This is a genomic window from Cyanobacterium stanieri LEGE 03274, from assembly GCF_015207825.1.
GTDB classification, from domain to species: Bacteria; Cyanobacteriota; Cyanobacteriia; order Cyanobacteriales; family Cyanobacteriaceae; genus Cyanobacterium; species Cyanobacterium stanieri_B.
In genome coordinates this window covers 55,281-68,728 of record NZ_JADEWC010000001.1, presented here as the reverse complement: position 1 = coordinate 68,728, position 13,448 = coordinate 55,281, and the positions used below count along the sequence as shown (strand labels likewise).

Genomic DNA, 13,448 nt, shown 5'->3' with positions numbered 1-13,448 from the left:
GAGGACTAGCAACCAAAAGAAAAAAGCTAGATCGCAACATATGGTAATGATGACAGACAAAACCGCCTCCAACTCCACACAAAACAAACCCATCTGGGAAGAATTTGAGAGCGGAAAATGGCAACAAGAAATTAACGTCCGAGACTTTATCCAACGCAATTATACCCCCTATGACGGTGACGAATCATTTTTAAGGGATGCAACCCCCACCACCCACAATCTGTGGACAGAGGTTAAATTGCTGATGAAACAAGAAAGAGAAAAAGGAGTATTAGACGCAGAAACCAAAATCCCCTCTAGTATCACCGCCTACGGTGCAGGTTACATCAATAAAGACTTAGAAAAAATTGTCGGCTTACAAACCGATAAACCCCTCAAACGTGCCATTATGCCCAATGGTGGAATTAGGGTAGTAGAAAAATCTCTCGAGGCTTATGGCTATACCATCGATCCCTTAATCCATGATATATTCAACCAATATCGTAAAACCCATAACGATGGCGTATTCTCTGCCTACACCACCGAGATGAGAAAAGCCCGTAAATCGGGGATTATTACAGGTTTACCCGATGCCTACGGTAGAGGAAGAATCATCGGCGATTATCGCCGTGTGGCATTGTATGGGGTGGATTTCCTCATAGAAGATAAACAAAATCAACTCCTTTCCCTCGAAGTAGATGTAATGGATGAAGACACCATCCGCCTACGGGAAGAAATCACCGAACAAATCAAAGCCCTCCATGAATTAAAAGAGATGGCAGGTAGTTATGGGTTTGATATAAGTCGCCCTGCCCAAAACGCCACCGAAGCCCTACAATGGCTCTATTTTGGCTATTTAGGGGCGGTAAAAGAACAAAACGGCGCTGCCATGTCCTTAGGGCGTGTATCTACTTTCCTCGACATCTACATTCAAAAAGACTTAGAAAAAAGATTAATCAGCGAAAGCGAAGCCCAAGAATTAATCGATCAATTCGTGATCAAATTGCGCATGGTAAGATTTCTCCGTGCTCCTGAGTATAACCAATTATTCGCCGCAGATCCAGTGTGGGTAACGGAAGTCATTGGTGGTGTGGGTTTAGATGGACGCCCCTTGGTGACAAAAACCAGTTTCCGCTTCCTCCATACCCTTTATAACCTAGGCCCTGCCCCTGAACCCAATTTAACCATTTTATGGTCTGAAAAACTACCCCTAGCCTTCAAACGTTATGTGGCGAAAGTTTCCATCGATACAAGCTCGATTCAATATGAAAACGATGACTTGATGCGCCCCGAATATGGGGATGATTATGGCATTGCCTGTTGTGTGTCGGCGATGCGTATCGGTAAACAAATGCAGTTTTTCGGCGCTAGGGTAAATCTTGCCAAGGCTTTATTATATGCCATCAACGGCGGTAAGGATGAAAATACAGCGATGCAAGTTGCCCCCGCCTATGCGCCTATCACTTCAGAATATCTTGATTATGAAGAGGTAACGGCAAAATTTGACCTCCTTATCGACTGGTTAGCCAAGTTATATGTTAATACTTTGAATGTCATTCATTATATGCACGATAAGTATGCTTACGAACGTATTGAGATGGCATTACATGATCGGGATGTTTATCGCACCATGGCTTGTGGTATTGCTGGTTTGTCGGTGGTGGGGGATGCCCTGTCGGCGATGAAGTATAGCAGGGTAAAAGTTATCCGTAATGAGGCTGGTTTGGCAGTAGATTACGAGGTGGAGGGTGATTATCCCAAGTTTGGTAATAATGATGATCGGGTGGACACTATCACTGCTAATATTATGACTACCTTTATGAATAAGGTACGCAAAAATAAAACCTATCGCAATGCTGTACCTACTCAGTCGGTGTTAACTATCACTTCTAATGTGGTGTATGGTAAAAAAACGGGTAGCACTCCTGACGGCAGAAAAGCAGGTGAACCTTTTGCCCCCGGGGCAAACCCTATGCACGGCAGGGATACCAACGGTGCGATCGCCTCTATGGCTTCTGTGGCGAAATTGCCCTACGAAGATGCCCAAGATGGTATTTCTTATACCTTCTCCATTGTGCCTGAGGCGCTGGGTAAAACCCCTGACATAAGAATTAATAACCTTGCGGGGATGTTGGATGGTTATTTTCACGATACAGGACACCATATTAATATTAACGTCCTCAATCGAGAAACGCTCCTTGATGCCATGGATCATCCTGAACAATATCCTCAGCTTACCATCAGGGTGTCAGGTTATGCGGTGAACTTTATTAAACTTACCCGTGAGCAACAGTTAGATGTAATTAACCGTACTTTCCACGCTCAATTATAATCCTGATTTTTGTTTCTGTGTCTCCTCTCCTTCATTGGGGGAGGATTTTTTTGTAAGCATCAAATTAATTCTAATATCAAGTCCCTTTGATCACTTACAAATTAGAGTGATGTCTCAGGTGGCAGGTGATGGGGAGTACAGGTAGAATAGTTCAATTTATTGAACGAATTACCATTAGCCGTGTAATTCATTACACGGTGGGGCAACTGCCAAGGCACAATCTATTTATAATGAATTATCCGAACTTGATATAATTCATTGCAAGGGGAGTGATGATATATTTTCTATTGCCCATTCCCTATTCCCCGCCTTAAATAAAAAATTTTATCCCGAACTGGAGATAATTTATGATTTCAACGGATTTCCCATAGAAATTGGGTAATATTCCCCATATCTGATTCTTTATAAAGGGTAATTTACCCCTTATGTAAGGGACGCATAATCTGTAAATATAAAGAAAAGATAAAGAAAAGGGGAATTGAGGGGAAAACCATGGAATATATATATTTTATTGATAATGCTAGTTTAGTAATTAGGCTAATCAACTTTTTAGTTAAAAATCCTTTATTTCAGGAGTCGGAATTAACCCTTGTTAATCAGGTTAATGGTTGGATAATTCGTCTCAAAGCACCTTATCTTTTAACCCAATGGCAGTATGGGAATTTGAGAGCATTTTTAGAGGAGATAGGATATGTTTATCATCCTAAGGTGAAAATGAATTTAGTGTTTTGTAGCCTTGATATGGGAGAACCTCCCGTTAAAGTTATGGTTGATTATCAAGTGGCGATCGTTTCCCATGGTATCCCTACCACCACGGAGATAGAAGCCTTTCGTTTACAATTTGCTAAGGGATTGGGTTATTGCCCAGAAACTTTAGCTTAATTATTATATGGACGTAGCCTGACTCGAACAGGCGACCCCATCGATGTCAACGATGTACTCTAACCAACTGAGCTATACGTCCTTAATCTACAGTCTAAAATTATATCAAGATCTGAAATAAAAGGCAAGTTTTAGGAAGTAAAACAATAAAATTAAAGATTACTGGATCGGAATGATGAATCATTTGTTAGAATAGCATGGGAAATTTAACGATAAATTAACAGTCTTTGAGTCAAGCACTAGAAATTTCAAATTTAGACACCCTAGCACAGGAATTAGCGGCTATTCAACAAACTAGCTCTAAGAAAATCGCTTTGCTAGGTTCACGCCATGTGCCGATAACTCATCAACACCTGATTGAGATGATGAGTTATGCCCTTGTATTGGGAGGTAATCGTTTAATCACGTCCGGGGCTGCAGGAACTAATTCTGCGGCTATTAGAGGGGCGATGAGGGCTGATCCTAATCTTTTAACGGTGATTCTACCTCAAAGTTTAGATCGTCAGCCTAAGGAGTCTCAAGAACAGTTACAAAAGGTAATTCACTTGGTGGAAAATCCTGATCATAATCATCTCTCTTTGGGGGAAGCGAGTGCGGATTGTAACCGAGAAATTATCTCTCGTTGTCAACAGTTAATTTGTTTTGCTTTTCATGATAGTCATACTCTAATGAAAACCTGTGAGGAGGCGGAGGAGCAAAGAAAGGTTGTGACTTTGTTTTACTTTGATTAGTGAAGTTCATTGTCGATGCCGTTTTAGCTAAAGGTTGTCGGCTTTCAGTGTTTTTTGGAAACTGATAGCTGATTACTAATGGCTGAGTGTTTGGGGCTACAATTATATTTGATTGTTTATAAAGTATTTTGTCTGTGAAAAAGTTAGTATTGGCGACAAGTAACCCTGGTAAATTGAAGGAGTTTGAGGGTTATTTAAGGGGTTTGGATGTTGAGTTGGTTTTGAAGCCGAAGGATTTGGAGGTGGAGGAAACTGGTTCAACTTTTATGGAAAATGCTATGTTAAAGGCTAGTCAGGTGGCTTTGGCTATGGGAGAATGGGCGATCGCCGATGACTCTGGTTTGATGATTGATGCTTTGAATGGTGCGCCCGGTCTTTTTTCAGCTCGGTATGCTTCTAGCCCAGATGCTTGTATTGATCGGGTTTTGAAGGAGTTGGAGGGGGAAACTAATCGTCAAGCTCAGTTTGTGTGTGCCGTGGCGATCGCCTCTGGAGATGGTAAAATAAGGTTGCAAAATGAGGGCATCTGTCGAGGGGAAATATTAACTCAACGACAAGGGCAAGGGGGATTTGGTTATGATCCTATTTTTTATATACCAGAAATCGGACAAACTTTTGCAGAAATTGCCCCTAAAACTAAGGATAAAATCAGTCATCGAGGAATTGCTTTAGAGGGCTTGTTACCGTTATTAAAAAACCTTTTTTCTCTATCATGAAGTCATATTATTATTAAGTTAAGTTTGTAAAGGGTTTAGATATTAAACCAGCCCAAAGGAATATAATTAGACAAGGAGACTATAGATTAAATCATCAGAGTAGAATCCCAGACTATTTACCATTTCAAAGGGTATGTATAAGATATTGATAGTTGAAGACGAGCTAATTGCGGCTGAGAGTCTTTCCCTCGATTTAAAAAAACTAGGATATGAGGTAATTGGTATTGTTAGTAAAGGGGAAAAAGCAATTCAAAAGGCTAAGGATTCTCTACCCGATTTAATTTTGATGGATATTATGCTCAAAGGCTCGATGGATGGTATTACCGCCGCCCAAGCTATCTATCAAGAGTTAAAAATTCCCATTATCTATTTAAGTGCCTATGCGGATGCCCAAACCCTCCAAAGGGCTCAAAAAACTCCTGCCTATGGCTATTTGGTTAAGCCTTACAAAATTGCTGACATCAGCACAACCATCACCATTGCTTTATCTAAATTTGAAGAAGATTCCCGCACAGAATCCGACTTACTGAAACAAAAAAAACTCAATCAAATTAAAACTCAGGCCTTGGCTACCGCTTCCCACGATTTACGAGCGCCCCTTACCAGCATTTTGGGATACACTGAGTTGATCAAGGACTATGGAGATAAGTTATCTCCTGATAAAAAAGAGAGATATTTTAATTTTATCAAAAGTGCGATCGTTGAAATGAACGATTCTCTCGAAGATTTATTATTAATCAGTAAAGCAGAAGAAGGAAAAATTACCCTCTATCCCAACCAGTTTGATTTAGTGGAATTTCTCCAAGGTTTAATTGATGAGCAAAATAATTTAAACGATAAACACACCATTAATTTTCACTGTCAACATTCATCCTGTGAGGCTTACCTTGATAGGAAAATGTTACATCATATCCTCAATAATTTAATCTCTAACGCCATCAAATATTCTCCAGAAGGGGGAGATATAGATTTAACGTTGTGCTGTGAAGAAAATAATATTTGTCTTACCATACAAGATTATGGTATCGGTATTCCTGATAGTTATCAACATAAACTATTTCAATTATTTGAAAGGGCTGATAACGTTGGAGGCATAAAAGGTAATGGGTTAGGTTTATCCATTGTTAAAAGTGCCGTGGAAATTCATGGGGGAGAAATTAGCGTCGAAAGTGAAGAAAATAAAGGAACAAAATTTATTATTAATATTCCTCAACATGAAGAACCATTATGACAAAATTAGTTTTAATTGGGGGTGGTCATAGCCATGCGATCGCCCTTAAAATGTATTATGACAATCCCATAAAAAATATTGAAATTATCTTAATTAATGAAGTAAAAAATACTCCCTATTCAGGAATGCTCCCCGCCTATATTGCAGGATATTATAACTTTGAACAAACCCATATTAACCTAGAAAAACTAAGTAAAAAAACTAAAATAAAATTAATTATTGATCAAGTGATTAATATAAATCCTAAACAACAAAAAGTAATTTGTAAATCAGGGAAAATTATTCCATATGACTACCTCTCCATCGACATCGGAAGCCCCCCCAAACAATCTCGGATAAAAGGAGCAACAGAATATAGCATCCCTGCAAAACCCGTCTCAACTTTACTAAAAGAATGGGATAAAATTATTAGTAAATGTCATCAAACAAATCAAGAAAATATTAATTTAAATATTATTGGAGCAGGGGCAGGAGGAGTAGAACTAGCCCTAAATATGTTCCAAAAACTAACTAATCTTAATACTATTAAAAAAGTTAACATTACTGTTATTAGTAGGAATGAAACAATTCTCCGTAATTATAATCAATTAGCCATAAATATTGTTAGTAAAATTTTAAAAAATAAAGGTATTAAAGTAATTTTTAACACAGAAATTATTGAAATATTACCCAATGCAATTATTACCCAAAAAAAAGAAAAAATATCCAGCGACTATACATTTTTAGTCACCAACCCTTCTCCTGCACCTTGGCTTAAAAATACTGAAATCACCCTTGATGAACAAGGATTTATTTTAATTAGTAATACCCTACAAAGTGTATCCCATAAAAATATTTTTGCCACAGGAGACATCGCCACCATCAAAAATTATCCTTGCCCTAAAGCGGGAGTTTTTGCCGTCAGACAAGGAAAACCTTTATATCAAAATTGGAAATTGATAGTACAAGGAAAAAACCTACAACCCTACTACCCCCAGTCTCTTTATTTAAGTTTAATCGGTACAGGAAATCAAAAAGCCGTGGCAATTTGGGGAAATCTTGCCTATCATTCTAGTTGGTTGTGGTGGCTTAAAGATTACATTGATAAAAAATTTATGAAACAATTTTCGATTTAGAATTTTGCTCCAAAAATCAGCAACTTCAATGCAAGTATTAAGGAGATGGGGAGTATGGGAAATAGGGAGTATGGGAGATGAGGAGTATGGGAGATAGGGAGTATGGGAGATGGGGAGTATGGGAGATAGGGAGTAAGGGTAAAATAGTTCAATTATTCATTGTCAATTGTCAATTATTCACGCCTTTACAAAGGTAATTCATTGCAAGGGGAGTAATGATATATTTTTCAAATTAAACTTGATATTATTCTGCGCTAACTTTGCCACGGAATACAAAATAATTGTAGATGTTATAAAACAGCATAATTGGTATTAAAAAGCCGATAAATATTAACATAAATACCAAAGAGCTAGGGGAAGCGGCCGCTTCATAGATGGTAATGGTGGGGGGAATAATGTAGGGAAAGACGACTAATGCTAAACCCACAAAGGTGAGTAAAAATATTAAAATAGTCAGGATAAAAGGAATTTTTTCTTGTTTTTTATTAAGGCTAATAAATAGCCAAATAACTAAACTTAATCCAATTATAGGAATAGCACTAAAGATGTAAATAAATGGTTCTTCAAATAGTCTATTTCTGGCGAAAATAGAAAAAATGGGGGTTACTGTGGTAATGGCGATCGCACCGAGTAACGTAGTAATAGAAGCAATTTTAGCAGTTTTATAATGGGTTTCCTGTAAACTACCAGAAGTTTTCATAATCAGATAACAAGAACCAATTAAAACATAACCTTGAACCAAAGTTAAAGCAATTATAATACTACGCCAATTAAACCAATCCCAAGTTGAGCCAATAAAATGCCCCGTTTCATCCACATGGATACCCTCAATTACCCCCGCAAGGGCAAAACCCTGCCCCACCGTTGCCACTAAACTACCAATACCAAAAGCTACATTCCAAAAAAACTTGTTGTCAGAATTTTCCCTAAACTCAAACGCCACCGTGCGAAAAACCAACCCGATTACCATAATCATAATAGGAATATAAAGAGAGCTTAAAATGGTAGCATAGGCAAGGGGAAAAGCCCCAAATAAACTACCCCCCATCAAAATTAACCAAGTAGCATTGGCATCCCATACATTACTTAAACTCGTCATTAATATACCTCTCCTTTCCTCCGTAGAAGAAGTCAGGGAAAGGATACCAACCCCCAAATCAAAACCATCTAACATCACATACATAAACAAAAATAAAGCCAAAATGGCAAACCATACCAAAGGCAACAAATAATCTAATGATTCCATGATAAAAATTTCTTAAATTTACAAAGACGTACTACCTGACACCTGTACGGACGTACCATGGTACGTCCGTACCACCCAAAACCTAATTAATGGGGCGACTGTTGGGAATATGTTTAGCCGGATTGACATCTAAAGGGGTTTCCTCATCCCTTGCCCCCGGTAAAGGTAAATCAAAATTAGGCCCTTTGCGGATGATGCGACTACCAAAATAAAGGGCAGAAAAGAAAAGTAAAGTATAAATAGCCAAAAAGATACTTAAGGAAGTTAATACATTTCCCGCAGGTAAATTGGAAACCGCATCCGCCGTGCGAATTTGCCCATAAACAACCCAGGGTTGCCTACCCACACAACGCACTATCCACCCTGACTCCACCGCTAAATAACCCGTAGGGGCGCTGAATATCCAAGCCCACAGGAGTAGTTTTTGGTTTGCCAAATTTTCGGGGGTAAATTTGCCCCTCAGCCATTGAATGACGGATACTACCATGATGCCTACAAACACAAAAGCAATGCCACTCATGAGACGGAAGGCATAATATACTAACCCTACCATGGAGGGACGGTCTTCTGGTTTCCATTCTTTTAAGCCCAATACAGGCTCACTTAAACGGGGTTTAAACTCTAGGATATAACTTAGGGCGTTAGGTACTTTGATTTCCCAATTGTTACTCTCCATTTTATTATTGGGGGCAGCCAAGAGACTCCAATCGGCGCTTTCTCCTGCGGGAATGGTATCCCACAACGCCTCCATGGCAGCTAATTTGGTGGGTTGGTAGTGATATACTTGCTCGGCGCTTAAATGCCCCACATAGACTTGTAAGGGAGTAATGGCGATCGCAACGACTAACACAATTTTAAGGGAGCGATTGAAAAAAGCCTGATGACGTTTTTTGAGTAAATACCAAGCACTAATACCGCCAATGACAAACAAAGAAGTTTCGAGGGTAGCCAAAAACATATGGGAAACACTTTTTATCATGAAAGGATTTAACATTCCCTCAAAATAGTTGCTTACCACAAATTTCCCCTCCACAAATTCTCCTCCTGCGGGGGTTTGCATCCAAGAATTAGCCGTTAAAATCCAAAAAGTAGAAAGGTTTGCCCCAAATGCCACCAAAATCGTAGCAATGTAGTGGATAACAGGGTTTACCCTTTCCCAACCAAATAGCATAATACCCAAGAAACCAGCCTCTAACATAAACGCCATGGTAGCTTCAAAACCAAGAATACTACCAAAAAAATCTCCCACCGACTCCGAAAAAGGAGCCCAGTTAGTACCAAATTGAAAAGCCATAGGAGAGCCAGAAGCCACGCCAATACCGAAGTTTAACACATACAACTTAGCCCAAAAACGAGCATGATAATAGTAGTCTGGATTTTTAGTTTTTAGCCATAATCCTTCCACAATTACCAAATAAATTGCCATGCCTGTAGTTAATACTGGCCATAACATATGAAATATTGCCGTGAATGCAAATTGCATCCTTGATAAAATTAGTGTATCTGACAGAAAATCCATGGAAAAAATAGGTCAAAATTAGATTCTTTTTCATTCTAATCATTATTTTCTTTTGACTAACTGTCTTTTTTACTTCAAAGGCAATACATATTTTTTTTAATCCTTTCTTAATTGATTTAATGTAGTAAATATGTTATCCTAAAATTCTCTACAAAATTCGTAAATTAATTACCATACAAAATCCCGGTTATGGTTAGTGTTAATATTAGTTTGATTAAAGCACCAGTGAAAGTAGTATGATCGAAATTTTTTTTAATGCTGATCCAGCCCTACAAATTGGGGTAATAATTACAATTATTGTCGTTATATTTATTAGCAGTGTTTATCTACAGAAATTAGGAAATTTTATTAGTAGTAAGTTTCTTCGTTCCGATGGTAATAGTTTTTATCGGGAAGTAATTCAGCCCGATTTGGGTTTAGTGACTCTACTATGGTTTTTAGGATTATTAGACATATATATCTTAGTTAATGAGAAATCTAAGCTAATTCAAGTTGGAGAAATTTTACTTAGTTTAGGGATTTCTTTTTTAACAATTTTTTTGGTAACTAGATGGTTTAGATTATTATTTGACAAATATCTTCTTAATGCCGCCCTTAAAAGTGATAAAAAAATTAATAGTGAATTTTTAATTGTTGGTAAATTTTTAGCTAATGCTATTATTGTTTTACTAATTATTTTTATTTTTTCCCAAGTTCATAAAATTAATTTATTTGGTCTTTTAGCAAGTTTAGGTATAGGAGGATTGGCGATCGCCTTTGCTGCCCAAAAAACCCTAGAACAAGTATTAGGAGGCATAGTAATCTATTTAGATAGACCATTTAGCATAGACGATTATATCGGATTACCTGACGGGGTTTTTGGTAGGGTCGAATCCATTGGACTAAGATCTACTAAAATAAGATTATCAGGGAAAGGAACATTAATGATTATTCCCAATAGTTCTTTAACCCAAGTCAATATAGAAAATTATACGGGAGCAAAAAAGATTATTTCTCTAGTTTATTTTACTTTCAATACTTCTTTAGATGAAGATGAAATGGCATTAATTAGACAAATAATTATTGATAGCACCAAAGACATTTTTGGCATAGATCCTAAAAATACGGGGGTTAAATTTGAAGATATAAATCAAGGAAAAAATAAATATTATACCCAAGCTCAAGTCAGTTTTTTCCTCTTAGGTTCGGAAAGGGTTTCGATGGATTTACGACGTCAATTATTAGACATTGCGAAGGAAAATATTACCCTTCAGCTCAAGAATTATGGTATCAATTTTACCATTGAGGATGAAACCATTAATGTAGATTCTCCCATTACTATTTAATTTTTTGGCGTTGCTTATTTTAAGTATGATTTCTTGTTGAGAAAGGAAACAGGGCATCTCGACTTCCCTCATCAACCATGGGGAATAGGAAACGGTTCTAATATTTAGAAGTCTTAGTTTCTTATGTAATTTAACTATGTTTTATACCATAATTAAGCAATGCCATTTTTTGAATGGTTACAAAATAATTATTAAATAGTTAATAGTAATTATTTTATAATCTAGTTTATTTAAACTTATTTATCAAACAATATTAATGTAGAAAAATATGGAAAATATTATTGACATTCTCGAATTTTTAGAAGCCCAAGAAGGCTATCAAGTTTTTCTTAACTTTGTGTATGAATTTGGTTTTTTTATACTACTTTTATTAGCATCCTTTTTTGTGGGAAGATATACCCCATTTTATGTCAAAGTAATAATTTCTAAATTTGCTCAAAAACCATTAACAGAATTTTATCAAGGAATAATTGATCCATTACAAAATATTTTTCGTTTAGCAGGAACACTAATTTTATGGTCACTATCCCTTAACTTTATTCGTAGTTATGAAGGATTATATAACCTATTAGAATTTATCATTGATCTTAGTTTAATTTTAATTATTGCTTGGTTAGCATCCCGTTTATTTCGACAAGTGATAATTATTTACGGTATTAACTTAATTCAAAAATTAGGAAAAGAAGTAGATGAATTGTTATTAGTCGTAGAAACCATCGTTAACGTCTTAATTGGTTTTATTGCCGCCCTTGCCTTTGCCCGAAGATTAGATATAAATTTGGTGGGTTTATTAGCCAGTGTAGGTTTAGGGGGAATTGCGATCGCCTTTGCCGCCCAAAAAACCCTAGAACAACTACTCGGAACTTGTGTAATATATTTAGACCGTCCTTTCATTGTCGGGGAATATATCAGGCTCAATAGTGGACTATACGGTAGAGTCGAATCCATCGGCTTAAGATCCACTAAAATAAGATTACCAGGAAAAGGAACTTTGATGATATTGCCTAACTCCATGATGGCAAATATTGAAATAGAAAACGTCACCCGAGGAAAAAAAGTCATGGTCTTACTTTACCTAGACTTTGTTAACATCCTTGCAGACAGTGAACAAGCCCTCGTCGAAGACGTGGTTAAAAAATGTACCAATGCCCTATTCGGAATAGATCCCGATAGTACCAAAGTAGCATTATTTGTCCCCGAACATCAACGGCAAACCAGAGCCAGAGTAACATTTTTCATTCTCGGTTCTAACGAAAGCTCTATCAAACTCAGAAAAAGACTCCTAGAACTAGCCAACGATAACATATCCCAACAACTTACTACCCATGGCATTAACTTTACCATGCAAGAACCCACCATCTATGTCGATTCCCCCGTCACCCTCTAGGTTTTAAAGCAAGGCTATAATTATTAATATAACTTAATAAAACTAAATATAAGATATGGAAGTTTTAAATAAATCAATCCACGATACACCTTCACAGCCAGGGGAATATTGGCAATGGCGAGGGGAAAAAGTGTACTATGTAAAAGGAGGAATAGACAATCCCCATAAACCACCCTTACTCTTAGTCCATGGGTTTGGAGCATCAACAGATCATTGGCGCAAAAATATTCATATATTAAAAGAAAATTACCAAGTATGGGCGATCGACTTACTCGGTTTTGGACGCTCAGGAAAACCACCTTGGGAATACAACGGCACTCTTTGGCGACAACAATTAAACGACTTCATCCAAGAAAACATTGGGCAAAAAACCATCCTCGCAGGAAACTCCTTAGGTGGCTATGCCTCCCTTTGTACAGCTTCCGAATTTCCCGATAGTGTGGCAGGATTAATCCTCATTAACAGCGCAGGCCCCTTTTCCGATGCCCAGAAAAAAACCCCTAATGTTACTCAAAAAATAATAGGTTTAGTCTTACGACAATCATGGGTATCATACATTCTCTTTCAACGCCTCAGAAATAAAAAAAATATTCGCAAAACCCTAGAAAAAGTTTACTTAGACAACAGCGCCATCAACGAACAACTTATCGAAGACATTTACCGCCCCTCCTGCGACAAAGGAGCATTGCAAGTGTTTGCATCGGTATTCAAAAATCCCCAAGGAGATAGCATAGATCATCTCCTAGAGCAACTAGAATGCCCTTTAATGACCATTTGGGGAGAAGCAGACCCCTGGATGAGAACCAAAGAAAGGGGAGCTAAATTTAAGCAATTCTGCCCCAATTTAACCGAATATTATCTTAATGCAGGACATTGCCCCCACGATGAAGCCCCCGAACAAGTGAGTCAAATTATCAGTGATTGGATGGAAAAATGTCTGTAAAATGTAACAAATAAACAAAAACTAATTACAAGATACCCCTAG

General features: G+C 37.4%; 11 protein-coding genes and 1 tRNA gene. 9 read left to right on the top strand and 3 right to left on the bottom strand.

Annotated features, from left to right (window positions below):
* The first annotated feature begins 40 nt into the window (after positions 1-40).
* Together pflB and IQ215_RS00295 are read left to right on the top strand one after the other, a co-directional pair.
* The gene (gene pflB / locus IQ215_RS00300; RefSeq protein ID WP_193799328.1) at positions 41-2,311 is read left to right on the top strand and encodes a formate C-acetyltransferase; all 2,271 of its coding nucleotides are present in this window, start codon (positions 41-43) and stop codon (positions 2,309-2,311) included.
* 492 nt (positions 2,312-2,803) lie between these two features.
* A complete protein-coding gene (locus tag IQ215_RS00295) occupies positions 2,804-3,193 on the top strand; it encodes a hypothetical protein (protein ID WP_193799327.1) in 390 nt (129 codons plus the stop codon).
* Positions 3,194-3,201: 8 nt separating this feature from the next.
* Here the strand turns inward: IQ215_RS00295 and IQ215_RS00290 are convergent.
* Positions 3,202-3,275, bottom strand: a tRNA-Val gene (locus IQ215_RS00290).
* Between the two features lie 145 nt (positions 3,276-3,420).
* On the opposite strand from IQ215_RS00290, the gene IQ215_RS00285 reads away from it, so the two are divergent.
* From IQ215_RS00285 to IQ215_RS00270, 4 genes are all read left to right on the top strand, one after another.
* Complete coding sequence (locus tag IQ215_RS00285) at positions 3,421-3,924, top strand: DNA-processing protein DprA (protein ID WP_193799326.1); 504 nt, start codon at positions 3,421-3,423, stop codon at positions 3,922-3,924.
* Between the two features lie 134 nt (positions 3,925-4,058).
* A complete protein-coding gene (gene rdgB / locus IQ215_RS00280; protein WP_193799325.1) occupies positions 4,059-4,640 on the top strand; it encodes an RdgB/HAM1 family non-canonical purine NTP pyrophosphatase in 582 nt (193 codons plus the stop codon).
* 133 nt (positions 4,641-4,773) lie between these two features.
* On the top strand, positions 4,774-5,871 hold the full coding sequence (locus IQ215_RS00275; RefSeq protein WP_193799324.1) for a hybrid sensor histidine kinase/response regulator: 1,098 nt from the start codon (positions 4,774-4,776) through the stop codon (positions 5,869-5,871).
* Positions 5,868-6,986, top strand: a complete 1,119-nt coding sequence (locus tag IQ215_RS00270) for an FAD-dependent oxidoreductase (protein WP_193799323.1) — start codon at positions 5,868-5,870, stop codon at positions 6,984-6,986. The genes IQ215_RS00275 and IQ215_RS00270 overlap by 4 nt, the downstream gene beginning before the upstream one ends.
* A 244-nt stretch (positions 6,987-7,230) precedes the next feature.
* On the opposite strand, the gene cydB is transcribed toward IQ215_RS00270, so the two are convergent.
* A complete protein-coding gene (gene cydB / locus IQ215_RS00265) occupies positions 7,231-8,232 on the bottom strand; it encodes a cytochrome d ubiquinol oxidase subunit II (protein ID WP_193799322.1) in 1,002 nt (333 codons plus the stop codon).
* Between the two features lie 82 nt (positions 8,233-8,314).
* Positions 8,315-9,751, bottom strand: a complete 1,437-nt coding sequence (locus IQ215_RS00260; protein WP_193799321.1) for a cytochrome ubiquinol oxidase subunit I — start codon at positions 9,749-9,751, stop codon at positions 8,315-8,317.
* 236 nt (positions 9,752-9,987) lie between these two features.
* Here IQ215_RS00260 and IQ215_RS00255 point away from each other — a divergent pair, with 236 nt between their 5' ends.
* The 3 genes from IQ215_RS00255 (at position 9,988) to IQ215_RS00245 (ending at position 13,406) form a co-directional block, all read left to right on the top strand.
* Positions 9,988-11,076 (top strand): mechanosensitive ion channel family protein, encoded by a 1,089-nt coding sequence (locus IQ215_RS00255; protein ID WP_193799320.1) that lies wholly within the window; start codon positions 9,988-9,990, stop codon positions 11,074-11,076.
* Positions 11,077-11,344: 268 nt separating this feature from the next.
* On the top strand, positions 11,345-12,463 hold the full coding sequence (locus tag IQ215_RS00250; protein WP_193799319.1) for a mechanosensitive ion channel family protein: 1,119 nt from the start codon (positions 11,345-11,347) through the stop codon (positions 12,461-12,463).
* A gap of 55 nt (positions 12,464-12,518) precedes the next feature.
* Positions 12,519-13,406 carry an alpha/beta fold hydrolase gene (locus IQ215_RS00245; protein WP_193799318.1) on the top strand — a complete coding sequence of 296 codons (888 nt, stop codon included), beginning with the start codon at positions 12,519-12,521 and terminating at the stop codon, positions 13,404-13,406.
* The last annotated feature ends 42 nt before the right edge of the window (positions 13,407-13,448 follow it).